Origin of the sequence: Duganella sp. 3397, assembly GCF_031456625.1 — a bacterium.
GTDB lineage: Bacteria > Pseudomonadota > Gammaproteobacteria > Burkholderiales > Burkholderiaceae_D > Rugamonas > Rugamonas phyllosphaerae.
Genome location: NZ_JAVDVB010000004.1, coordinates 21,307 through 44,082, shown reverse-complemented (window position 1 = coordinate 44,082; position 22,776 = coordinate 21,307). Strand labels below are relative to the sequence as shown.

The window sequence follows — 22,776 nt, the reverse complement described above, 5'->3', positions numbered from 1 at the left end:
GGAGTTCGGGTTTAATCTCCGCATCCGCTTGAAATCGTTTTCAAGCCCTCTTCCACCTGCAAGCCGACCCACAGCCGACCCATGACCGCCATTCGCCACGAGTTCACCCAATTCCCGCCATCGTTTACCTGGGGCATCGCCACCAGCGCCTTCCAGATCGAGGGCGGCGCCACCGCCGATGGCAAGGGTGCGTCGATCTGGGACACCTTCAGCCACACGCCCGGCAAGATCATCGACGGCACCAACGGCGATGTCGCCTGCGACCATTACAACCGCTATCCCGAAGACGTGGCCATCATGGCCAGCCTGGGCGTGGACGCCTACCGCTTCTCGATCGCCTGGGCCCGCGTGCAGCCGCAGGGCAAGGGCGCGTGGAACGAGGCCGGCTTCGCTTTCTACGACAAGCTCCTGACCGAGCTCGAGAGCCGTGGCATCGCCGCCCACGTCACGCTGTTCCACTGGGACCTGCCGCAGGGCCTGCAGGACGAAGGCGGCTGGCTCAACCGCGATACCGCTTACCATTTTGCCGACTACGCGGCCGAGGTCGCCCGCCGCTTCGGCAACCGCGTGAAAACGATTGCAACTCATAACGAGCCTTGGTGCACCGCCAACCTTGGCTACGGCAACGCCCAGTTCGCGCCCGGCGTGGCCGACATCAAGCAGTCGGTGCAGGTGTCGCACCACCTGCTGCTGTCGCACGGCCTGGCCATGCGCGCCATGCGCGACGTCGCCAGCTCGGCCCAGCTTGGTATCGTGCTGAACCAGTGGCCGGCGCACGCCGCCACCGACAGCGCGGCCGACATCGTCATGGCCGAATTCGAATATTCGCGCTCGGTGGAATGGTTCATGGACCCGATCTTCAAGGGCCACTACCCGGCGCTGGCGCTCAAGGTCCACGGCGACAACGCCCCGGACGTGCAGGATGGCGACCTGGCCATCATCCAGGGCAAGCTCGACTTCATGGGCCTGAACTACTATTTCCGCTCGTTCTGCAGCGCCGAAGTGCCGCCGCGCCAGCCCGAAAACAAGCTGGGCACCACCGACATGGGCTGGGAAATCTACCCGGACGGCCTGACCGAACTGCTGCTCAAGCTGCACGCCGACTACGACCTGCCACCGATCTACATCACCGAAAACGGCATGGCCAACGCCGACACCATCGTCGATGGCGAAGTGCCGGACGAAGCGCGTATCGATTTCGTGCTGCGCCACCTGAAAGCCATCAACGACGCCCGCCTGCAAGGCGTGGACGTGCAGGGCTATTTCCTGTGGAGCCTGCTCGACAACTTCGAATGGAATTCGGGCTACGCCAAGCGCTTCGGCATCGTCCACGTCGATTACGAAACCCAGAAGCGCACCCTGAAGCACAGCGCAATTTGGTACCGCGACTACCTGGTGCAGCAGCGCGCCGACGCCAAGCTGGAACAAGCCGCGTAATCGGCTGAGCACCGAGCAACCGAGCAACGCAACCGCAGTACAGTAGTAGTCCTTCGGCGTTCGCGCCGGAGGACCCGCAGAGCCGGCCGCAGAGCCCGCCCGCGCAGCTATACTCCATAGAGAACAACGAGGACGACACCATGCACCAAGAATCCACGCAGCCAGTGCAGCCCGTGCAGCCGCACGCTGCGCCCAAGCCGCAGCGCCTGCCGCCCGGCGCCGAGCACCCGTCGCTGCTGGCTGCCATGTTCCGCCCCGGCACGCCGATGCTGTGGGTGCCAAGCAGCTATTTCGCCATGGCGCTCACGTACATGATGCTCACCAGCGTGACGTCGATCATGTTCAAGAACCTGGGCATGGACAACGGCAAGGCTGCCGAATACGCGAGCTACCTGATCCTGGCCTACACCATCAAGCCGCTGTTCGCGCCGTTCGTGGAAATGTACCGGACCAAGAAATTCTTCGTGCTGTGCACCCAGGTGATCGTGGGCGTGGGCTTTGCCGGCGTGGCACTGGCCATGTCACTGCCTAACTACATGGTGGTGATGGTGTTCCTGTTCGGCCTGCTGTCGCTGGTGGGTGCGACGCAAGACATCGCCTCCGACGGCGTGTACGTCACCTCGCTCGACTCGCGCGCGCAGTCGCTGTTCTGCGGCATCCAGAGCCTGAGCTGGAACGTCGGCCCCATCGTCGCCTCGGGCGGCATGGTGTACCTGAGCGGCTGGCTGCACACCCGTTATTTCGGCCACCCGGCCGGCGAGTTCGGACCGCAGTGGATCGAATCGTGGCGCGTGATCTTCTTCATCGTTGCCGCCATCATCATCGTCTCGGCGATCTGGCACGCACGCGTGATGCCGGACGGCGCCAAGGCCGAAAACGCCCCGAAGTCGGTCGGCGAAGCCGGTTTCATTTTATGGGATTCGTTCGTCACCTTCTTCCAGAAGCGCGACGTCTGGCTGATGGTGGGCTTTGCCTTCCTGTTCCGCCTCAGCATCGGCCTGCTGGAAAAGATCGGCCCGTTCTTCATGGTCGATCCGGTCGCCAAGGGCGGCCTCGGCCTGTCGAATGAAATGCTGGGACTGGTTTACGGCACGTACGGTCTGATCGCCGTGCTGGTGGGCTCGCTGCTGGGCGGTATTTTTGTCTCGCGCCGGGGTTTGCCAGCCACCCTGTTCATCCTGTGCTGCGCGGTGAACATTCCGAACGTGACGTTCCTGTTGATGAGCATGTACCAGCCGGAGAGCCTGTGGGTGATCAGCGCCGGCGTGGCGATCGAGAAATTCTTTTACGGCTTCGGCTCGGTGGGCTTCATGATCTACCTGATGCAGCAATTGGCGCCGGGCAAGTACAGCACCACCCACTATGCATTCGGCACCGGCCTGATGGGCTTGTGCATGATGGTGACCGGCGTGGTCAGCGGCCACCTGCAACAGGCGCTCGGCTACGTGCACTACTTCTGGCTGGTGATGGCGGCGACCATTCCGTCATTTTTGGTGACGTGGTTTGCGCCGTTCCATCACAAGGACTGAACTGCCTGCAAGTCTTCAGCGCGGACCTGGCGCTCGGGGCCCAGCACGCGGGCGATCACCTGCGGGTTGAGCCCGATGTTTTGCAGCAGTTCCACCGCGCCCGGGGTGCCGATGTCGCGCTGCACCTGCAGGGCCTGGCGCACGATGAAGTCGAAGGAATGCCAGCCTGCGGTTTCCGATGTTTGCGACGTTTGCGGCTGTCGTTGCCGTCTGTCGAGCTCGGGTGTCATGGCGCTCTCCTGTTCAGAAGGCTCCAGCTTAGCGCAAGCGGCAAGGTCTTGCACGCCTGACACTACCGTGCGGACTTACTTGCATCCCGCATCTGGCGTGGCCAAACGTTCGGCGCCTGGCACCGCCGCACCGTTTTTTGCCCCCAGCCGCTGCAACTCGCCCGAGCGCACCATCTGCTCGAGCAGGGCGTTGTATTGCCGCCGCGCACCGGCAAAAGCGGCCGCGCGCGGGAACGCCAGGTAGCTGTCGATGGTGCCAATGTCGGGACACAAGGCAGTCAGCTTGTCAGCCAGGCCCAGCGCACGGACCAGATTTTCGGTATGCGGCCTGTTGCCCGCGAACAGGTCCACCCGGCCTACCGCCAGCATCTGCAAGCCATTCTCCACCTGCGCCACTTCGCTCAGCTCGAACCTCGGGCGCGCCGCATCGAAGGCGTTGCCGTAATACCAGCCACGCACCGCGGCCACCCGCTTGCCGGCCAGGCTGGCGTACTCGCCGTGCCACGTCATGCCACCCTGGCGCCTGGCATAAAACACCAGGCGGTCGCGATAAAAAGGCTGGTCGAGGAAGTCGAACCGCCTGAGCCGTTCGGCGGACCGGTAAGGACCGATCAGGATATCGGCCTGGCCCCGTTCGACCATGGCCTGCGCCCGCGGCCATGGATACATCTGGTAGCGGATGGTGTCGCCGGCGCGGGCCGCGAGCGCGTTGAGCACATCGACGCCCAAGCCACTCACACGACCTTCGGCATCCTGCTCGAACAGGTAGCGAAAGCTCGCGCCAACGGCCAGCCGCTCCACGGCCAGCGCCGGGAGAACGACACCGGCTGCCAGGGTCGATGCCAGCAAGCATTTGCTCAACACGGTGACGTGCATGGGCTCATCTTTCTAGTAAGAAACCCATCGATCTTAGCATGGCTGCCAGGCGGCAGGTGCTTGCGCTGTCTCGGGATTGACCCGCTATTTTTCGGCATCGCACGATTGGAACGAAGCCACCAGATTGATAAAGCTTGAGTATGATGAGGGCACAAAACAACAGCATAAGGAAGTGCGCCATGCCTACCCAGAATTCACGGTCCAGCAGCGTCGGTATCGAAGCGGGCCATGATTCGTCGGCGGCGGACATGGAAGACATCCGCCGCCAGATCGAAGATCGGCTCAGCCAGGCCCTGCCCGACCATGGCCGGGCCGATCCTCTCACCGGCGCCATGCGCGCCGCCGCGCTCGGCACCGGCAAGCGCATGCGCCCGTTGCTGCTGATGGTGGTCGCGCGCGACCTCGGCTGCACTTCGCCAGCCTTGCTCGACGCCGCCTGCGCGGTGGAACTGGTACACGCCGCCTCGCTGATCCTCGACGACCTGCCATGCATGGATGACGCCAAGCTGCGCCGTGGCCTGCCCACCGTGCATCGCCAGTTTGGCGAGCACGTCGCCATCCTGGCCTCGGTCGCCCTGCTCAGCCGCGCCTTCCAGTTGCTGTCGCAGGCGCCCGGCATTCCGGCCCACGTACGCACCCGCCTGGTCGGCGCACTGGCCGATACCGTGGGCGCGCAAGGGCTGGTGCGCGGCCAGTTCCTCGACCTGCACGGTAACCCGCAGCGCTCGCTCGACGACATCGCCCGCACCAACGAACTGAAAACCGGCGTGCTGCTGGGCCTGTCCGTGGAAATGGCCGCCCTCATCGCCGAGGCCGACGAACGCGTGCTGCAAGCACTGCGCGCGTTTGCGCTGTCGGCCGGCCAGGCGTTCCAGATCAAGGACGACCTGCTCGACGACGCCGACGCCGCCATCACCGGCAAGGACGCCGGCCAGGACGCCGGCAAAGCCACCTTCAACGCCACGCTGGGACGCGAACGCACGGCCGGCCGCCTGGCCGACCACCTGCGCGAAGCCGATACCTACCTGAGCGACGCCATCGGCGGCAAGCAGGGCACGCGCAGCCTGGTGGGCACGCTGTTCCGCAACGCCAGCCCGCTGGCCGCTGCGCGCGCGTCGTGACCGCCGAGTTACGCGCGCCGCGCCATTTCGGCGTGGTGGCGCCGGCGTTTCCCAGCCATTTCAGCGCGCTGGCCGCGCTGGCTGGCGAACTGGTACGGCGTGGCCACCGCGTGACCTTCCTGCATCGGCCCGATGCGGCTGCCTACCTCGGCCCCCGCAGCGCCCACGCCGCTAACGGCGGCATGGACCGCAGCCCCGGCACTGGCATAGGCCATGGCGGCGGTTGCATCGGGGGCGTTATCGTTCCCGGTATCGCCTTCCACGCGCTCGGCGCCGACCGTTTTCCGTCCGGCTCGCTGGAGGCGGCGCTGCGCCGCGCCGCCAATCCTGGCAGCCCGCTAGGCCTGCGCAAGGTCATCCTCGACATGGCCGCCGCCACCGACATGCTGTGCGAGGAATTACCAAACGCCATCGAGGCATTGCGCATCGACGCCCTGCTCGGCGACCAGATGGAAGCGGCCGCCGGCCTGGTGGCCGAGGCGCTGCAACTGCCCTTTATCTCGGTGGCGTGCGCGCTGCCCGTCAACCGCGAGGCAGCCGTGCCGCTGCCGGTAATGCCCTTCGGTTACGACGCCAGCGAACGCGGCCTGCAAATGGTGGCCGGCAGCACCGGTGTATACGACTGGATCATGACCCCCCACCGGCGCGCCATCGAACGCCAGGCGCGTCGGCTGGGCTTGTCCGCGCGCGGCGCCATGCACGAGTGCCTGTCGCCGCTGGCGCAGATCAGCCAGACCATCGCCGGCTTCGACTTTCCGCGCCAGCACCTGCCTGCCAGTTTTCATCACGTGGGGCCACTGCGCTCCAGTGACGGTGCAGGCACCCGGGCCACCATCACGCCGCTGCCCGCGTTCGATCCGGACCGGCCGCTGGTGTTCGCCTCGCTGGGTACCTTGCAGGGCCAGCGCTTCGGCGCCTTCCAGCGCATCGCCCGGGCCTGCCGCGCGCTGGACGTGCAATTGCTGGCAGCCCACTGTGGCGGCCTGTCCGAACACCAGGCCAAAGCCATCGAACACGCCGGCACGCCAGGCGCCACCACCGTGTGCGCGTTCGCGCCGCAGCAGGCAGCGCTGGCACGCGCCAACGCCGTGGTCACCCATGCCGGCCTCAATACCGTGATGGATGCGATTGCCACCGGCACGCCGATGCTGGCGCTGCCGATCGCCTTCGACCAGCCCGGCGTGGCCGCGCGCGTGAGCCATGCGGGCATCGGCCGGAAGGCGTCGGCACGCATCACTGGCGCCAGCGCGCTGGCTGCGCACCTGCGCGCGCTGCTGAACGATCCGTCGTACCAGCGCAGCCTGGCGCCGCTGTCGGCCGAACTGGCGCAGGCCGGCGGCACTGCGCGCGCGGCCGATATCGTGGAACAGGCCTTGGCGCGAACACCGGCAGGAGCAGCAGCGTGAGCACCAGCCATGACGACGCCAGCCGGCGCATGCGCCACAGCACCGGCAACGGCGCCGGCACCGGCGCAAAGCCCTACGACCTGGTCCTGGTCGGCGGCGGCCTGGCCAATGGCCTGATCGCCTGGCGCCTGCGCACGGCGCGCCCCGAGCTGCGCATCCTGCTGCTGGAACAGGACGCGCAGATCGGCGGCAACCACACCTGGTCGTTCCACGACAGCGATCTCGATGACGCCCAGCGCGCCTGGATCGCGCCGCTGGTCTCGGCGCGCTGGCCGCGCTACGACGTGATCTTCCCGGAACTCAAGCGCACGCTGGCAGGCGGCTACGCCAGCATCGCGTCCGACGATTTCGCCCGCGTGCTCACGCCGGTGCTGGGTGACACCTTGCGCACCAACACCACGATTGCCTCGCTCACGCCCACCACGGTCACCCTCGTCGATGGCACCGTGCTGCACGCTGGCGCCGTCATCGACGGACGCGGCGCGGCTGCCAGCAGCCGCCTGGCGCTGGGCTTCCAGACCTTTCTCGGCCAGGAAGTGCAGCTGGCCGCACCGCACGGCTTGACCGCGCCGATCCTGATGGACGCCAGCGTGGCCCAGCAGGGCGGCTACCGTTTCGTGTACGTGCTGCCGTTCGGGCCGGACCGGCTGCTGATCGAAGACACCCATTACGTCGATGCACCCGGGCGCGATCCCGAGCGCCTGCGCGCCAACATCGCCGCCTACGCGGCCGCGCGCGGCTGGTCCATCGCGCAAGTGCTGCGCGAGGAACGCGGCGCGCTGCCGATCACGCTGGCGTCCGACCACGACGGCTACTGGGACGACCTGCGCGGCCAGCCCAGCGCAGGGCTGCGCGCCGGCCTGTTCCACCCGACTACCGGCTACTCGCTGCCTCACGCGGTACGGCTGGCCGAACGCATCGCGCAACAACCAGACCTGCGCGCGCCGGCGCTGTTTGCCGCCATCCGCCAGCACGCCACCGGCGAATGGCGCCGCCAGCGCTTTTTCCGCCTGCTTAACCGCATGCTGTTCCTGGCCGGAGAAGCCGACCACCGCTGGCGCGTGATGCAGCGCTTTTATACGCTGTCCGCCCCGTTGATCGCCCGCTTCTATGCCGGCCGCCTGACCCTGGGCGACCAGCTGCGCGTGGTCTCCGGCAAGCCGCCAGTGCCGGTGGGCCAGGCCGTGGCAGCCGCACTCAAAACTCAACCTCAACAGATCAGGACATCCGCATGAACCAAGCAAAACAGGCCGTGGTGATCGGCGCCGGCTTCGGCGGCCTCGCGCTCGCCATCCGCCTGCAGGCGGCCGGCATCCAGACCACGCTGCTCGAACAGCGCGACAAACCGGGTGGCCGCGCCTACGTGTACCAGGACCAGGGTTTTACCTTCGACGCCGGCCCTACCGTGATTACCGATCCGTCGGCACTGGAAGAACTGTTTACGGTCGCCGGCAAGCGCCTGTCCGACTACGTGGAGATGCTGCCGGTGGCGCCGTTCTATCGCCTGTGCTGGGAAGACGGCAGCCACTTCGACTACGCCAACGACCAGGAAGCGCTGGACCGCCAGATCCACGCGCGCAACCCGGACGACGTGGCCGGCTACCAGCGCTTTCTGGCCTACTCGAAAGCCGTGTTCGACGAGGGCTATTTGAAACTGGGCGCGGTGCCGTTCCTGTCGTTCCGCGACATGGTGGCGGCCGGCCCGAAACTGGCCAAGCTCGAAGCGTGGAAAAGCGTGTACGGCATGGTCTCGCGCTTCATCAAGGACGAGCAGCTGCGCATGGCGTTCTCGTTCCACTCGCTGCTGGTCGGCGGCAATCCGTTTGCCACCTCGTCGATCTACACGCTGATCCACGCGCTCGAGCGCAAGTGGGGCGTGTGGTTTCCGCGCGGAGGCACCGGCGCCCTGATCAACGGCATGGTCAAGCTGTTCGAAGACATCGGCGGCAAGATCGAACTCAATGCCAGGGTGGCAGCGATCGACACGTCCGCCAACCGCGTCACCGGTGTGCGCCTGGAAGACGGCCGCACCTTTGCCGCGCAAGCAGTGGCGTCCAACGCCGACGTGGTGCACACGTACGGCAAGCTGCTGGGCCAGCACCCGCGCGGCCCGGCGCAAGCCAAGTCGCTGGCCGGCAAGCGCCATTCCAATTCGCTGTTCGTGCTGTACTTCGGCCTGAACCACCACCACAGCCAGCTGCAGCACCACACCGTGTGCTTCGGTCCGCGCTACCAGCCGCTGATCAAGGAAATCTTCAATGGCAAAACGCTGGCCGAAGATTTCTCGCTGTACCTGCATGCGCCGTGCGTGACCGATCCGTCGCTGGCGCCGCCGGGCTGCGGCAGCCACTACGTACTGGCGCCGGTGCCGCACCTGGGCAACGCCGACATCGACTGGGACGTGGAAGGTCCGCGCTACCGCGACCGCATCCTGGCCTACCTGGAAGAGCGCTACATGCCGGGCCTGCGCAGCCAGCTGGTCACCAGCCGCTTCTTCACGCCATTCGATTTCCGCGACCAGCTCAATGCCCACGTTGGTTCGGCCTTCTCGCTCGAACCGATCCTCACCCAAAGCGCCTGGTTCCGCCCGCACAACCGCGACGCCGACCTGGCCAATCTCTACCTGGTCGGCGCCGGCACCCATCCCGGTGCGGGCGTGCCGGGCGTGGTCGGATCGGCCAAGGCCACCGCCGGCCTGATGATCGCGGAAATGATGGAAGGAGCGCGATGAGCGAAGCCTTGATGGAGCACGCCACCGAGACCATCAAGGTGGGCTCGAAAAGTTTTGCCGCCGCCGCCACGCTGTTCCCGGCCGACGTGCGGCGCAGCGTGCTGATGCTGTACGCGTGGTGCCGCCATTGCGACGACGTGGTCGATGGCCAGGAGCTCGGTTTTGCGCCGGCGGCCGTGGCGCCTGCTCACGATGCCTACGCCGAACTGGCCATACTGGAAGATCAGACGCGCCGCGCCTACGCCGGCGAGCCAATGAAGGAGCCGGCGTTTGCCGCGCTCCAGGAGGTGGCGCTCGGTCATGCAATTGCGCAGCAGTACGCCTACGACCACCTGGCCGGCTTTGCCATGGACGTGCACGACGCGCGCTACGAAACCATCGATGACACGCTGCGCTACTGCTACCACGTGGCCGGCGTGGTGGGCCTGATGATGTCCACCATCATGGGCGCCAAGGACGCCGCTGTGCTCGACCGCGCCTGCGACCTGGGCCTGGCCTTCCAGCTGACCAATATCGCGCGCGACATCGTGGCCGACGCCCAGATCGGCCGCTGCTACCTGCCTGCGGCCTGGCTGCGCGAGGCGGGCATCCCGCCCTCCGAACTGGCGCTGCCGCAGCACCGCGCAGCGCTGGCCACCGTGGCGGCGCGGCTGGTCGATTACGCGGAACCGTATTACGACTCAGCCAACCAGGGCATCGTCGCCCTGCCCTTGCGGTCGGCATGGGCAATCGCCACTGCGCGCAATGTCTATCGGCAGATCGGCGTCGAGGTCAAGGCGCGTGGCGCGCACGCGTGGGACGAGCGGGTGGGCACATCGAAGGCAGCCAAGCTGTGGCTGCTGGCCAAGGGTGGCGTGAGCGCGCTTACTTCGCGCTGGCGGAAGATGGACCAGCGTCCTGCTGGCCTGTGGCAGCGCCCTCCGCCGGAACGGCGTCGCGCTGAAGACGGCCTTCGAGCGAGCCGCCGTGCAGGGCCTGCAGCTGGCGCTTGAGGTCGGCCACGGGCGGCGCGTACAGGAAGCCGAACGACACCGCGCCGTGCTTGCCCGGCACCGCGTGGTGCATGCGGTGAGCCTGGTACAAGCGCTTGAGGTAGCCGCTGCGCGGCGTGTAGGAAAACGGCCAGCGGCGATGCACCAGGCCGTCGTGAGCGATGAAGTACAAGGCGCCGTAGGCAGTCATGCCGGCGCCGATCCATTGCAGCGGCGCATAGCCTTCGGTGCCGAACCAGATCAGGGCGATCGCCACGCCGGCAAACACCACCGCAAACAAGTCGTTTTTCTCGAACCAGCCGGTGCGCGGTTCGTGGTGCGACTGGTGCCAGCCCCAGCCGAAACCGTGCATGATGTACTTGTGCGCGACGATGGAAAACAGTTCCATGAACACCACGGTCAGCAATACTATGCCCGTATTTAATAACGCATTCGATAACGCATTCGATAACATCGCCGCTCCAACCCACTGTTCACACAAAGGAAACACTATGAGCACAGCCTACCACAAGCCCCTTTTCCCGCGCGCCATGCTGTGGCTGGCCTGCGCCCTGTTTGCCGGCTCGGCATCGGCCGCCAGCGTGGAAGTCAAGGTCAGCGGCGTGGCCGGCGGCAAGGGCAAGATCAATGCCGCCGTCTGCGACAAGGAACACTTCCTCAAGGATTGCGCCTACTCGGGCTCGGCCCCGGCGCAAGCAGGCCAGACCACGGTCACCATCGACAACGTGCCAAAAGGTACGTGGGCAGTGCTGGTCTACCAGGATGAAAACCAGAATGACAAGCTCGACCGCAACTTCATCGGTGTGCCGAAGGAAAACTATGGGTTCAGCCGCGCTGCGCGCGGCAAGTTCGGTCCGCCCGATTTTACCGATGCGGCAATTGAGATCGGTGACGACAAGATCGTGGTGCCGGTCACGCTGAAATAAAAAAATGCCCCCACGGCAAACCATGGGGGCTGAAGACCACAGACAACACTGGACCACATGACCCGCAAAGGCCTTGAAATCGTTTTCATACTACCGAGTATCGGTTAAGGCTGTCAACGTAAGTTTGCAGCCCATGTTGTTTGTCGATCAGCTTTTTGCGTTCGCGCCCAGGCGGGCGCTGGCGGCAATCGCCAGCATCGCGCCACCGAGGCCTGCAAAGGCCACGGTCAGACTCGATGCGTGGGCGACGAAGCCGATCACGGCCGGCCCGGCCAGGATGCCGGCATAGCCGATCGTGGTGATGGCGCCGATGGCCAGTCCGGCCGGCATGGCGTCCTGGTTGCCGGCGGCGGTGAACAGGATCGGCACCACGTTCGAGGCGCCCAGTCCCACCAGCAAAAAGCCCAGCAGCGCCAGCGGCGCCGAGCTGGCCATGACGGCCAGGAAGAAGCCGAGCGCGCTGCACAGGCCACCGAGCAGCATCACCCGCTTGCCGCCCAGCCTGGCCACCACGCGATCGCCGGTCAGGCGGCCGATGGTCATCGCCGCCGCAAACGCGGCATAGCCGAGGCCGGCGCGGGCCGCGTCCATGCCATGCTCGGCCGTGAGCAACAGCGCGCTCCAGTCGAGCACGGCGCCTTCGGCCAGGAAGCACAGGAAACACAGCACACCGATGAAGATCACGGCGCCGTGCGGCACCACGAACATCGGCGCCTCGCGGTCGGCCGCCTCGGGCTCGCGCAGGAAATGCGGCGCGCCGAACAGCAGCGCCAACGCCACCAGCACCGCCACGATCACGATGGCCAGCACCGGCGTCAAGCCCAGCCACAACATGGCCGCCATCAGCCCGGCGCCAACAAAACCACCGACGCTGAACAGGCCATGGAAGCCCGACATCAATCGTCCGCCGCTCTCGCGCTCGACGATCACGGCCTGTACATTCATGGCCACGTCGAGCGCGCCGAGCGAAGCGCCAAAGCCGAACAGCGCGGCGCCCAGCGCCAGCGGCGTGGGCGCGATCGCCAGCGCAGGCAGGATCAGGCACACGCACAGTCCCGCCACCAGCATCACGATGCGGCAACCGAAGCGCGCGGTCATCAGGCCGATGGCCGGCATCGCCATCAGCGAACCAGCACCCAGGCACAGCAGCAACAGACCGAGGTCCGCTTCGCCGAGCTCCAGCCGTGCCTTGGCAAACGGCACCAGCGGCGCCCAGGCCGCCATGGCAAGACCGGCGGCAAGAAAAGCGAGGCGGGTGGAGCGGCGTTGCTGGGGACCGACGTGCATGGGGATTCCGGGATTTGAGCGAGGTGAACCGTGAAGTATACGGCAACCTGGCGCAGGGCGTGCAACGCGGCAAGAAACCTGCTATAAAGTGTCTGTCGAAAGAGCGCAGACCAGATGGTAGCCCGGTCACCGCCCCGCCCCGGGGTGGCAGCTTTTCCCTACAGGGTATCCGCGACACCTGACCCGGCTTTTGCCGGTCGTCCAGGTGTGCCTGCGGCATCCGTCCTTTCGTAGGCACGCCTTTCTTAAACTCGAGAAAGACAGCGACATGAATCTCACCAATAACACCATCCTCATCACCGGCGGCGCCGCCGGCATCGGCTTTGCACTGGCGCGGGCCCTGGCACTGCGCGGCAACCGCGTGATCATCTGCGGCCGCAACCAGACAGCGCTCGACTCGGCCCAGGCGCAGGTACCGGAACTGGTTACGCGCGTGTGCGACCTCAACGACAGTGCCAGCCGGCGCGCGCTGGTCGGGTGGCTGCACGCCGCCCATCCCGACCTCAATGTGCTGGTCAACAACGCCGGCGTCCAATACCGGCGCCAGCTGGCCGAGCCCGATGCGCTTGATGGCCTGGAGCTGGAAGTGGCCACCAACTTCACAGCGCCGGTGCTGCTGACCGGCGCCCTGCTGCCCGCGCTGCAACGCCACCCGTCAGTGATCATCAATGTCAGTTCGGGTCTGGCGTTTGCACCGATGGCCGACGTGCCCGTGTATTGCGCCACCAAGGCTGCGCTGCACTCGTACACGCTGAGCCTGCGCCACCAGTTGCGCCATACCAGCGTGCGGGTGGTGGAAATGGCGCCGCCCATCGTCGATACCGGACTGGGCGGCGGTGCCCGCAGCAGCGGCACAGCCAGCGCGCCGATGATGTCGGCCGACGACTTCGTCGCCGACGCGCTGGCGCAACTGGCCACCGGCCAGGACGAGGTGCTGGTCGGACTATCGGCCGGTTCGCGCAAGATGGGCGAGGCGCTGTTTGCGCGCATGAACCGCGCGTGAGGTCAGCGCAGCACGCTGGTGACAGGAACTGGCACCAGCGTGCGCTACATTGAAGCCTTACCAGCCCAACAGTGAGCATGACCATGATGAAACGACTCGAGTACCAGCAATACGGCGGCCCGCAAGAGATGCGCGTGGCGCCGTTTACGCTGGAAGCGCCCGCCAAGGGCCAGGTGGCGGTGCGCGTCACGGCTGCCGCCATCAACCCCATCGACTGGAAAATGCGCCAGGGCGAGATGAAAATCGTCACCGGCAAGCGCTTCCCGCGCGCCATGGGCATGGACCTGGCCGGCACGGTGATGGCGGTGGGGCCCGGTGTTACCCGCTTCAAGGTGGGCGACGAGGTCTTCGGCCAGTCGCGCTTCAAGCAGTGCGGCGCGCTCGGCACGGCCGTCATCGCCAACGACAGCGCACTGGCGCGCAAGCCGGCCAATCTCGATTTCGACCAGGCCGCCTGCCTCGGTACGCCCGGCGTCACAGCCTGGAACGCGCTGTTCGACAAGGCCGCCCTGGCAGCTGGCCAGCACCTGTTCATCAACGGCTGCATGGGCGCGGTGGGCGAAGCGGCGGTGCAACTGGCGCGCGGCGCCGGTGTGCGCGTATCGGGCACGTGTAGCGAGGCCGACATGGAACGCGCGCGCGCACTCGGCGTGGAGCACGCGTACGATTACAGCAGCACCGATTTGTCGCGCCTCGCCACCCGCTACGACGCCGTCTTCGACACCGCTGCCAACCTGACCATGGCGACCGGCTTCGGCCTGCTCAAACCGGGCGGCGTGCTGCTGGACCTGCATCCCACGCCGGGCAAATTTTTGCGCGCCGTGTTCGACCGGCGCCTCAAACTGGTGATGTGCGCGCCGCGCGCAGACCTGCTCGATCAACTGGCGCGCCAGGCCGGCGACGGCGCGCTGCGGCTGTCGATCGGCAAGGTGGCACCGCTGGGCGACGCGATCGCCATCATCACCGCGCTGGAACAGGGGCAACGGCTCGGTGGCAAGGCCGTGATCAGGATGGACCGGCCATGACGCGCAGTCACCGCTTGCAGGACCTGATGCAGGTGATGCGCCGCCATCGCGGCACGGTGGCCGGCGCGGTGCTGGCGCGCGAGACGGGCGTGTCGCTGCGCACGCTGCGGCGCGACATCGCCACCCTGCAAACCATGGGCGCCGACATCGCCGGCGAAGCAGGCGTGGGCTATCTTTTGAAACCCGGCTACACGCTGCCGCCGCTCACCTTCACCGAAGAAGAATTGCAGGCACTGGTGGCCGGCGCCCAGTGGGTCAGTCGCCACACCGACGAAGGCCTGGCGCGCGCGGTGCAAAACGCGCTGGCGAAAATCGACGCCGTGCTCACGCCGGACCTGCGCCGCACCCTCGACGACAACGCGCTCTACATCAGCCGCCACCAGGACCACGCCGGCGTGGTCCTGGGCCGTCTGCGGCGGGCGGTGCGCGAACAGCGCAAGGTGCGCGTCAGTTTGCTCGACGATGCCGAGCCGCGCGCGGCACTGGTCATCTGGCCGGTGATGCTGGGATTTGTCGATTCGCGCTGGTCGGTGGCGGCGTGGTGCGAGACCAGCGGCGCGTTCCGCGTGCTGCGCGTGGACCGCATCGCCACACTGGCGTTTCTCGACGAGTGCTACCCGGGCCACCGGCGCCAGCTGGTGAAGCAGTGGCGCGCGGATGTGAACAATCCGTGCCGCCAGCGCGATTGTGGCTGAAGGTTGGTGCGCGAACATACACCTGCTCGTCCTTGGCGCATGATCACCCCTGCCTGAATCACATTCAACAAGGAGCAATCATGCATGCACAACCAGCAGGACCGGGAGCGACAGTCGTCAGCCGCGAATCGAGTGACAATTTATCTTCGGGCGTATCGTGGGGGGCCATCCTGGCCGGCGCCGCAGCCGCGTCCACCCTTTCGTTCATCCTGCTGATCCTCGGCATGGGCCTGGGCCTGTCGTCGGTCTCGCCGTACGAGTACAACAACGGTGGCGCACTGGGCGCCGCCGCCATCGGATGGATCGCCTTTACCCAGCTGGCCGCAGCGGGCATCGGCGGCTACATGGCCGGCCGCCTGCGCGTCAAATGGGCCGGCGTGCAAAGCGATGAAGTGCACTTCCGCGACACTGCCCACGGCCTGCTGGCCTGGGCCGTGGCCACGCTGGTCACTGTTGCCGTGCTGGCCGGCGGCGTGCGCGCCGTGATCGGCGGCGCCATCGACACCGCCGGCGCCGCCGCACCGGCGGTCACCGCTGGTGTTGCAGCAGCTGGCGCCAAGGACGACGGCACCAACTACTTCTCCGACATGGTGCTGCGCTCGCCGGGCGGCTCGCCAGCGACCGAGGCCGAGCGCGCCGAGATCAACCGCATCCTGCTGGCCGACCTGGCCAACGGCAAGATCAACGCCGACGACCGCAACTACATGGCGCAAATCATCGCCAAGCGCACCGGCCTGACCCAGGCCGAAGCCGAGCAGCGCGTGGACCTGATTTACGCCCAGGCCAAGCAAGCGGCCGCCGACGTCAAGGCCAAAGCCAAAGCCGCCGCCGACGAAGCGCGCAAAGCCGCCGCCCACTCGGCCCTGTGGATGTTCGTCGCCCTGCTGCTGGGCGCCTTCGTCGCCAGCCTGCTGGCCACCGTCGGCGGCCGCCACCGCGACCATGCCCGCGTGTTCGTACGCACCACCATTTAATCGAAGGAGACCACCATGCGCTCGATCCTGTTGCTGTTACTGGGCATCCCGCTGCCAATCGTGATCCTGATTGCGTTGTTCGTGCATTGATTTTGTGCTGACGACGTTTTAGGGATACAAGCTGCGCCCTCGTGGTTCTATGGACTGCGGGGGCGTTGTGTCGTTTACCACGGGCGGGTTTGAAAAGCTCCAGACAAAGAGTATGCTAAGGTAATACCTATCAATAACGTACAGGAGTCCTGACATGACGGACAACATTGCCCGCCCCGTATCGGTAAAGCTCGACCCGGATACCCGCGCCCGTTTGGACCTCCTTGCGCAGTCTCGTCGCAGAACCCCGCACTGGATGATGCGAGAAGCGGTTGCGCAGTACCTGGAGCGCGAAGAGAAACGTGAAGCCTTCCGGCAGGATACGCTCAAAGCATGGGAACAATTCCAGGCCACAGGTTTGCATGCCACCGCCGAAGAAGCCGATGCGTGGCTGGCACAGCTGGCTGAAGGCCATGATGTTCCGCCCCCAGAATGCCACCGCTGATCTGGTCACCTCCGGCGCTGCACGATGTCCAACGCCTTTATCGCTTCCTGGCAGATAAAAATCCAGGTGCTGCGAAGCGTGCTGCTCAAGCGATCAGGCAAGGGGTGCAGGTATTGGAAAAGCAGCCGCAAATCGGTCGGCCAATAGAGGATATGGATGAGCCATTCCGTGAATGGCAAATCGATTTTGGCGATAGCGGCTACGTGGTGCGGTATCGCGTTGCGACATCTGCGGTGACGATATTGGCGGTGCGCCACCAGAAAGAAGCTGGCGAGTGAGACACCTGGAGCGGGTGAAGGGAATCGAACCCTCGTATGAAGCTTGGGAAGCTGCCGTTCTACCATTGAACTACACCCGCGTGGCTGGCATTTTACGCGCTGGCGGTAAACAACACCAGCATCACCGCTAAACATCGCCCCCGGCACACCGACTACTTGAACAACCCTGCCCCCACCCGCTACATTGTGCCCAGTTCACCTCAAGCGGATTCCACATGCCCACCACCTCCAGGCTAGCCGCCTGCCTGCTCGCCCTTTCGGCCTTAGTGACCACCTGCGCCACCGCCGGCCCCCTGCGCGCAGCGCCCGTGGATCCGGCCGCCAACGCCAAAACCCGCGCCATTTATACCTACCTGCGCGATACCTGGGGCAAGGCGGTCATCGCCGGCCAGACCGACCTGAGCTGGGACGACAGCATCGACATGGCCGAGCGCGTGCATGCCGATACCGGCAAATACCCTGCCCTGATGGGCTACGACTTCATGGACTACGGCCGCACCGGCGCCAACCTGTCCGGCCAGCGCCAGGTCGAGGAAGCGATCGCCTTTGCCGGCAGGGGCGGCCTGGTGACGTTCCACTGGCACTGGCGCGATCCGGCGCTGCTCAAGACGGCGCAGGTGAACCAGGCCAATTTCTATGCCGGCGGCGACGATCCGGCCAGGCGCACCGACTTCACCATCCCGATGGCCAATGGCGCGCTCGATCAAACCAGCCCGGCGTTCGCCCAGCTCAATGACGGTATCGACCTGGTGGCCACGCAACTGAGGCGCCTGCAGGATGCCGGCGTGACCGTGCTGTGGCGCCCGTTGCACGAGGCGGCCGGCAGCAACGGCGCGGGGTGGTTCTGGTGGGGCCGCGCGCGCACCGACGGCCAGTCGGCTGCTGCCGCCAATATCGCGCTGTGGCGGCATATGTATGACCGGCTGGTGCGCGTGCACGGCCTGCACAACCTGATCTGGGTGTGGAACGGCCAGGATGCGCGCTGGTATCCAGGCGACGACGTGGTCGATATCGTCGGCTACGATGTGTACGACACCACCGACAACCGCAGCTACCGCTCGCAGATCGACACCTATCGCAAGACCGCCGCCATGACGGGCGAACCGAAGACGGTGGCGCTGACCGAGACCAGCTACATCCCCGATCCCGATGCGATGGCGCAGGACGGCGCATGGTGGTTGTGGTTCATGGTGTGGAACGACGGCGGCGGGCCGGCCGGCGTCACCAACGCCAACAACTTCTGGACCGGTGAGCAGTACAACACCAGCGCCCACAAGCGCAAGGTCTACCAGCATCCGAATGTCATCACGCTCGACAAGCTGCCAAAGTTCTAAAAAGGCTGCGCACGCTTGAACTGCGCTTGAACTGTTCAAGCAGGCCACACTGATGCAAAATGGCAAAGCTCCCACCATCGACCAGAGGACTTTCCATGAAATCAGTTGTTTCGCTCAGTGTTGCGCTGGCGTTTGCCGCACCGCTGGCACTGGCCCAGGCTCCCACTTCCCAGGCTCCGGTGCAAACTGCTGCGCCGGTTGACCCGATCGCCACCCTGGTCGGCCAGCTGGAACTGGAAAAATACAAAGCCACCATCAAGAGCCTGACCCTGTTCGGCGACCGCCGCCAGGGCACGCAGCGCAACCGCGATGCGCTCGCCTGGATCGAGGCGCAACTGAAATCCTACGGCTGCAGCAACACCGAACGGATGCAATACCAGTACACGGAACTGGCCAAGGACGCGCCGCGTCCCAGGCGCGCGGCGGGCATCGCCAGTGGCGGCGCCGGCGGTCCGCCGGGCCAGGGCGGCAGCACGCTGTTCGGTAACCGCATCAAGACCGGCGTCAACAACGATCCGCTGTTGCAGCCCGATGAAAAGCTGCGCGCCATCAATGCCGAGCCGACGCCGCTGGGCACCTCGCAGCGCGAGAACGTCTACTGCACCAAGGTGGGCAGCAAGCATCCCGAGGAAATGTATATCGTCAGCGCACACATGGACGGCATCGGCTTTGGCGAGGCCGCCAACGATGACGGCTCGGGCACGGCGCTGGTGATGGAACTGGCGCGCATCTTCAGCGCGCCTGGCGTGGAAACCGACCGCTCGATCCGCTTCATCCTGTGGAACAACGAAGAGACCGGCCTCAATGGCGCCGCCGCGTACGTGGAGCAGCGCAAGGGCTTGCAGGGGATCGAGTCGCCCAAAGGCTCGGGCAAGTACCCGGAGCCGAAGTGGCTGGGCATGATCCAGCACGACATGATGTTGTTCGACCATGGCATGCCGTTCCAGAAGATCGACGGCTACGGCAAGCCGGTGGTCGATGAGCACGGCGAGCCGGTGTTCGTGGCGCCGCCCGAGCAGCGCCTGGAAGCGGACGTCAACATCGAGTACCAGTCGCAGTCGAAGCAGTCCGAAGGCTCGGCCAAGCTGGCCTGGCACTTCCGCAGCGCCAACGACAAGTACGCCTCGCACTACCCGGCAGCAGTGGGCTTCCACATGACCAATACCGATTCGACGCCGTTCATGGACCTGGTGCCGTCGATTTCGCTGCGCGAGAACGAGCGCGGCCAGCAGATCGGCGCCGGCTGGGATCCGCACTGGCACCAGCCGACCGACCTGTATAAAAACTTCTCGGACAAGGACTTCATGCTGGGACTGAACGCCGCCCAGACCACGCTGTCGGGCGTGGCGCAACTGGCCGGCGTGCGCATCAAGAAGTAGTTACTGGGTCATGTAACGGTCCGAACGCGGACCGTACAGGATGCCCTGCGCACCGCCTGCCGTCAGCAGGCGGGCATTGGCCACGCCAGCTACCGGATGCGACGCATCGGTGGTGCTGTTGATGATCTGCTTGACGGCAGCAGCCACCAGCGCGCCGATCAGGCCGCCACCACCATTGTTGCCGCCCTCGTTGTTGGAGGCGCTGGCCTTGCCGTTCCACAGCAGCGCGCCCGTCTTCAGGTCCACCAGCTTGGCTTCCACCGTCACGACTGCCACGCTGTTGAGTACCGTGTAGGTCGCGCCGTACTGGGAGATGGTGACGTACAGGCCGGCATCGGCGCCGAAGATCTCGTTGAGTTTTTTCGGGTCGAGGCCGTGGATGTCGGCCGCCGTGGTCATGCCGTTCTGCTTGAAGGTCTCGGCCACCACCGCCACCGGCAGCACGTAGTAGCCGCTCTCGGCCAGCGGATACGTCACCTGCGCATACACGCTGTTGCCGGCGTTGACTTCCGGCGAATTGTTCAGCGGCGGCAGCACCACGATCGAGCGCGGCTTGGCGGCCTTGAAGGCGGTGTAGTCGTACGCCGCCTGCTTGGTGGCGCAACCGAACATCAATACCGCCGCGCCAACACAGGCGCCCACTTTTAACAAACGACGCATCATGACTGGTCACCTTTCTTTACTTTGGCCAGCAGGAAATCCATGTAGGCGGCCGATTCGGGGAACAACTTCTTTTCATCTTCAAACTGCGCGACCATCTGGTCGGTCTTGCCGGTGACCGAGTACAACATGCCCAGGTGGGCATGGAAGCCCGGCGGCGCGCTGCCGCCCTTGGCGCTGAACAGCATCAGGTCTTTTTCCATGGCGGCGATTTGCTGGTCGGGGCTCTCGCCTTTCAGGTATTGATACACCTGCGGCTGGTAGCCGCCCCACTGGTACAGGGTTTTCGGTGGCGTGGCGCAGCCGGTTAGCAGCACGGCGCCAGCCAGCGCCAGCACGCCGGCGCATTTTTTCAATACGGACATCGTCATCATCGGCCTCACTGTGCTTGCAATTTCAACGCACCGGCATCCACGCCGGCCACCAGGCGGTCCACCGCTTCGCGCATGGCCAGGTCCAGCACCTTGCCGTTGAGCGTGGAGTCGTAGCTGGCGGTGCCGCCAAAGCCCAGTACTTCGCGGTTCGACAGGCTGTACTCGCCCGCACCGGACGCCGAATACACCACCTCCGAAGTCGTGATGTTGACCACGTTGAGCGTGACCTTGGCGTACGCTACCTGGGTCTTGCCACGGCCCACGATGCCGAACAGCTGATGGTCGCCCACTTCCTTGCGGCCGAATTCGGTGACGTCGCCGGTGATGACGAAATCGGCGCCCTTGATCTTCTGGCCCTGCTGCTTGAAGCCGGCTTCCTGCTGCAGTTCCTTCAGGTTGTCGCGGTCGAGCACATTGAAGCGGTTGGTGGTTTGCAGTTGCGCGATCAGGATGGTTTTCGACTGGCCGCCCAGGCGGTCGACACCGTCGGAGAACACGCCGCGCATGAAGCTCGAACGGTTGTCGAATTTGCCGACAGCGATCAGGGTGCGCGGACCGACGTACGGTGGCGGAGTGACGGCGCTGGCGGGAATCGCGACTGCCACGGCGCGCGACGATTCGGTGGCACAACCGGCCAGGGCGGAGACGATCAGCGCAGAAACCAGCGCGCCGGCGAGACGAGTATTCATGGACATCCTTGGAGTGAGAATTACTTTGAAATAATAAATTTTCTTATGAGAAATTATACGTTCTTGATGAGCGCTACAATCTATCCAATAATCACTGCGGCTTCTCCACCACATAGCCCTTGGCCTGCAACGCTGCCATCGCGCCTTTCGGATCGAGCAGGTCGTTGAGCGACAGCGTGGCGAAAGTCGAAGCATTGGCCGCCAGCGCTTTTTCGGCCGCCGCCAGCCAGCTCTCCTGGATGCGCGCTTCGATCGAGCGCATGCCGGGACGGCTCTGCATCACCGCGCTGTTGAAGACCGCGGTATTGCAGGCGCCGCGGCGGTCGGCGTAGCTGAGCTTTTCAATGACCGCCAGGTCGCCCTTGGCCCAGGCGTTGGCGCGCACGCGCATGGCGTCGATGTCGTCCTCGAGCCGCGCCAGCGTGTTGGCGAAGCAGGCGGCGTCTTCCAGCGGGGTTTTCTTGAACTCGCGCAGCATGGTGACCGGGTCGTCGATCGCGACCTTGACCTGGGTGTCGGTCTGCTTGATGCCGCTTTGCTTGATCAGCTTGCCAAGGGACTTGCTCAGCTCGCCGTCGTACAGGTCGGCCTGCCTGAGCGCCTGGTCGTACAGCGTGGCGGCGGCAAAGATCGGCCGTTCGCGCTCGATGCCGTCGTCCTCGCCCAGGTATTTCGACTTGAGCACCAGCCAGCGTGCATAAACCGGTGCGGGCACCAGGTCTTTCAACGTGGCGCCGTCGGGATTTTTCTTGACGCCGATGGCAAACGGCAGCATCGCCACCTGCTTGAAAAAGCCCACTTCGGCGTGCATGCCGGGCGGTTTCAGGTATTCCTGCGACTGCGCCAGGATGGTTTCCACCTGTTGCGAGCGCCATTCCATGTTCTTCGGCAGCGGGCCATAGATGCCGAACACCCACAGCACGTGGTCGCCCTGGCTCACTTTCCACAGGCCCGGGCCGGGGCGCTGGCCGGTGACCAGGATGATGTCGGACGCCGGCGCCTGCTCGGCGCCAGGATCGGCAACCACTGCGGGGACAACGTTGGCCGCTGGCGCTGCAGACGGCGGTGGCGGGGCCCCGGTCTGCGACCGGGCCGGCGCAACCGCCAGGGACAGGGACAGGGACAGGGAGGCGACCACGACCAGGCGGGGCCACAATGACAATCGCAACATATCCGAGCGCAACATATCGTTCTTCCAGGAGGGAATGGAGTTGCCGATTGTATTTTTCAATGTGGAAACCTGTAGCGGCGGGACACAAAGTATCGTCGGCCGCTACCAGTCGTAGCGTTTGCGG

At 65.5% G+C, this 22,776-nt stretch carries 23 protein-coding genes, 1 tRNA gene and 1 pseudogene; 16 read left to right on the top strand and 9 right to left on the bottom strand.

All coding sequences use genetic code 11. The annotated features are described in order from the left end of the window. Window positions 1-81 precede the first annotated feature (81 nt). Both J2X54_RS12940 and J2X54_RS12935 read left to right on the top strand, forming a co-directional pair. Entirely contained in the window at window positions 82-1,437 is a 1,356-nt protein-coding gene (locus J2X54_RS12940; protein WP_310181231.1) for a GH1 family beta-glucosidase, read from the top strand. Between the two features lie 140 nt (window positions 1,438-1,577). Then, the gene (locus J2X54_RS12935; RefSeq protein WP_310181229.1) at window positions 1,578-2,966 is read left to right on the top strand and encodes an MFS transporter; all 1,389 of its coding nucleotides are present in this window, start codon (window positions 1,578-1,580) and stop codon (window positions 2,964-2,966) included. On the opposite strand, the gene J2X54_RS12930 is transcribed toward J2X54_RS12935, so the two are convergent. Both J2X54_RS12930 and J2X54_RS12925 read right to left on the bottom strand, forming a co-directional pair. Then, window positions 2,954-3,196: a hypothetical protein gene (locus J2X54_RS12930; protein ID WP_070249122.1), complete on the bottom strand. Its 243-nt coding sequence runs from the start codon at window positions 3,194-3,196 to the stop codon at window positions 2,954-2,956. The genes J2X54_RS12935 and J2X54_RS12930 overlap by 13 nt on opposite strands. Window positions 3,197-3,271: 75 nt before the next feature. After that, window positions 3,272-4,072 (bottom strand): transporter substrate-binding domain-containing protein, encoded by an 801-nt coding sequence (locus J2X54_RS12925; protein ID WP_310181226.1) that lies wholly within the window; start codon window positions 4,070-4,072, stop codon window positions 3,272-3,274. Window positions 4,073-4,251: 179 nt separating this feature from the next. On the opposite strand from J2X54_RS12925, the gene J2X54_RS12920 reads away from it, so the two are divergent. The 5 genes from J2X54_RS12920 to crtB are packed head-to-tail and all read left to right on the top strand — an operon-like array spanning window position 4,252 to window position 10,322. After that, window positions 4,252-5,193: a polyprenyl synthetase family protein gene (locus tag J2X54_RS12920; RefSeq protein ID WP_310181225.1), complete on the top strand. Its 942-nt coding sequence runs from the start codon at window positions 4,252-4,254 to the stop codon at window positions 5,191-5,193. Continuing rightward, window positions 5,190-6,599 (top strand): glycosyltransferase, encoded by a 1,410-nt coding sequence (locus J2X54_RS12915; protein WP_310181224.1) that lies wholly within the window; start codon window positions 5,190-5,192, stop codon window positions 6,597-6,599. Before J2X54_RS12920 ends, J2X54_RS12915 begins: the two co-directional genes overlap by 4 nt. Further along, window positions 6,596-7,834 carry a lycopene beta-cyclase CrtY gene (gene crtY, locus J2X54_RS12910; protein ID WP_310181223.1) on the top strand — a complete coding sequence of 413 codons (1,239 nt, stop codon included), beginning with the start codon at window positions 6,596-6,598 and terminating at the stop codon, window positions 7,832-7,834. Before J2X54_RS12915 ends, crtY begins: the two co-directional genes overlap by 4 nt. Then, entirely contained in the window at window positions 7,831-9,330 is a 1,500-nt protein-coding gene (locus tag J2X54_RS12905) for a phytoene desaturase (RefSeq protein ID WP_070249126.1), read from the top strand. Before crtY ends, J2X54_RS12905 begins: the two co-directional genes overlap by 4 nt. Next, window positions 9,327-10,322, top strand: coding sequence for a 15-cis-phytoene synthase CrtB (gene crtB / locus J2X54_RS12900; RefSeq protein WP_310181221.1), 996 nt, complete (start codon window positions 9,327-9,329; stop codon window positions 10,320-10,322). Before J2X54_RS12905 ends, crtB begins: the two co-directional genes overlap by 4 nt. Before the next feature lie 88 nt (window positions 10,323-10,410). Here crtB and J2X54_RS25735 read toward each other — a convergent pair. Further along, window positions 10,411-10,674 (bottom strand): annotated as a pseudogene (locus J2X54_RS25735) (beta-carotene hydroxylase); the annotation flags it as partial. A 139-nt stretch (window positions 10,675-10,813) separates the two neighbouring features. Here J2X54_RS25735 and J2X54_RS12890 point away from each other — a divergent pair. Then, the gene (locus J2X54_RS12890; protein WP_310181220.1) at window positions 10,814-11,248 is read left to right on the top strand and encodes a DUF2141 domain-containing protein; all 435 of its coding nucleotides are present in this window, start codon (window positions 10,814-10,816) and stop codon (window positions 11,246-11,248) included. A 147-nt stretch (window positions 11,249-11,395) separates the two neighbouring features. On the opposite strand, the gene J2X54_RS12885 is transcribed toward J2X54_RS12890, so the two are convergent. Then, on the bottom strand, window positions 11,396-12,535 hold the full coding sequence (locus tag J2X54_RS12885; RefSeq protein ID WP_310181219.1) for an MFS transporter: 1,140 nt from the start codon (window positions 12,533-12,535) through the stop codon (window positions 11,396-11,398). A 268-nt stretch (window positions 12,536-12,803) separates the two neighbouring features. Between J2X54_RS12885 and J2X54_RS12880 the strand changes: the two genes are divergently transcribed. The 6 genes from J2X54_RS12880 (at window position 12,804) to J2X54_RS12855 (ending at window position 17,045) form a co-directional block, all read left to right on the top strand. Continuing rightward, window positions 12,804-13,538, top strand: coding sequence for an SDR family oxidoreductase (locus tag J2X54_RS12880; protein ID WP_070249129.1), 735 nt, complete (start codon window positions 12,804-12,806; stop codon window positions 13,536-13,538). A gap of 83 nt (window positions 13,539-13,621) precedes the next feature. Next, complete coding sequence (locus J2X54_RS12875; protein WP_310181217.1) at window positions 13,622-14,563, top strand: NAD(P)-dependent alcohol dehydrogenase; 942 nt, start codon at window positions 13,622-13,624, stop codon at window positions 14,561-14,563. Continuing rightward, complete coding sequence (locus tag J2X54_RS12870) at window positions 14,560-15,258, top strand: YafY family protein (protein ID WP_310181216.1); 699 nt, start codon at window positions 14,560-14,562, stop codon at window positions 15,256-15,258. The genes J2X54_RS12875 and J2X54_RS12870 overlap by 4 nt, the downstream gene beginning before the upstream one ends. An 80-nt stretch (window positions 15,259-15,338) precedes the next feature. Next, window positions 15,339-16,232: a hypothetical protein gene (locus J2X54_RS12865; protein WP_310181215.1), complete on the top strand. Its 894-nt coding sequence runs from the start codon at window positions 15,339-15,341 to the stop codon at window positions 16,230-16,232. Between the two features lie 244 nt (window positions 16,233-16,476). After that, complete coding sequence (locus tag J2X54_RS12860; protein ID WP_310181214.1) at window positions 16,477-16,767, top strand: CopG family ribbon-helix-helix protein; 291 nt, start codon at window positions 16,477-16,479, stop codon at window positions 16,765-16,767. Continuing rightward, window positions 16,755-17,045 (top strand): type II toxin-antitoxin system RelE/ParE family toxin, encoded by a 291-nt coding sequence (locus J2X54_RS12855; protein WP_310181213.1) that lies wholly within the window; start codon window positions 16,755-16,757, stop codon window positions 17,043-17,045. Before J2X54_RS12860 ends, J2X54_RS12855 begins: the two co-directional genes overlap by 13 nt. Before the next feature lie 6 nt (window positions 17,046-17,051). On the opposite strand, the gene J2X54_RS12850 is transcribed toward J2X54_RS12855, so the two are convergent. Next, window positions 17,052-17,125: transfer RNA gene (locus J2X54_RS12850), tRNA-Gly, on the bottom strand. Between the two features lie 135 nt (window positions 17,126-17,260). On the opposite strand from J2X54_RS12850, the gene J2X54_RS12845 reads away from it, so the two are divergent. Together J2X54_RS12845 and J2X54_RS12840 are read left to right on the top strand one after the other, a co-directional pair. Then, window positions 17,261-18,379: a glycosyl hydrolase gene (locus J2X54_RS12845; RefSeq protein ID WP_310181212.1), complete on the top strand. Its 1,119-nt coding sequence runs from the start codon at window positions 17,261-17,263 to the stop codon at window positions 18,377-18,379. Between the two features lie 95 nt (window positions 18,380-18,474). Further along, window positions 18,475-19,758: a M28 family peptidase gene (locus J2X54_RS12840; RefSeq protein WP_310181211.1), complete on the top strand. Its 1,284-nt coding sequence runs from the start codon at window positions 18,475-18,477 to the stop codon at window positions 19,756-19,758. On the opposite strand, the gene J2X54_RS12835 is transcribed toward J2X54_RS12840, so the two are convergent. The 4 genes from J2X54_RS12835 to J2X54_RS12820 all read right to left on the bottom strand — a co-directional run bounded on the left by J2X54_RS12835 (window position 19,759) and on the right by J2X54_RS12820 (window position 22,643). Beyond that, window positions 19,759-20,421, bottom strand: a complete 663-nt coding sequence (locus J2X54_RS12835; RefSeq protein ID WP_070249169.1) for a DUF799 domain-containing protein — start codon at window positions 20,419-20,421, stop codon at window positions 19,759-19,761. Further along, on the bottom strand, window positions 20,418-20,792 hold the full coding sequence (locus J2X54_RS12830; RefSeq protein ID WP_070249170.1) for a DUF4810 domain-containing protein: 375 nt from the start codon (window positions 20,790-20,792) through the stop codon (window positions 20,418-20,420). The genes J2X54_RS12835 and J2X54_RS12830 overlap by 4 nt, the downstream gene beginning before the upstream one ends. A gap of 5 nt (window positions 20,793-20,797) precedes the next feature. Beyond that, entirely contained in the window at window positions 20,798-21,487 is a 690-nt protein-coding gene (locus tag J2X54_RS12825; RefSeq protein ID WP_070249171.1) for a CsgG/HfaB family protein, read from the bottom strand. Between the two features lie 85 nt (window positions 21,488-21,572). Further along, window positions 21,573-22,643 carry a TraB/GumN family protein gene (locus tag J2X54_RS12820; RefSeq protein WP_310181208.1) on the bottom strand — a complete coding sequence of 357 codons (1,071 nt, stop codon included), beginning with the start codon at window positions 22,641-22,643 and terminating at the stop codon, window positions 21,573-21,575. Window positions 22,644-22,776: the final 133 nt, after the last annotated feature.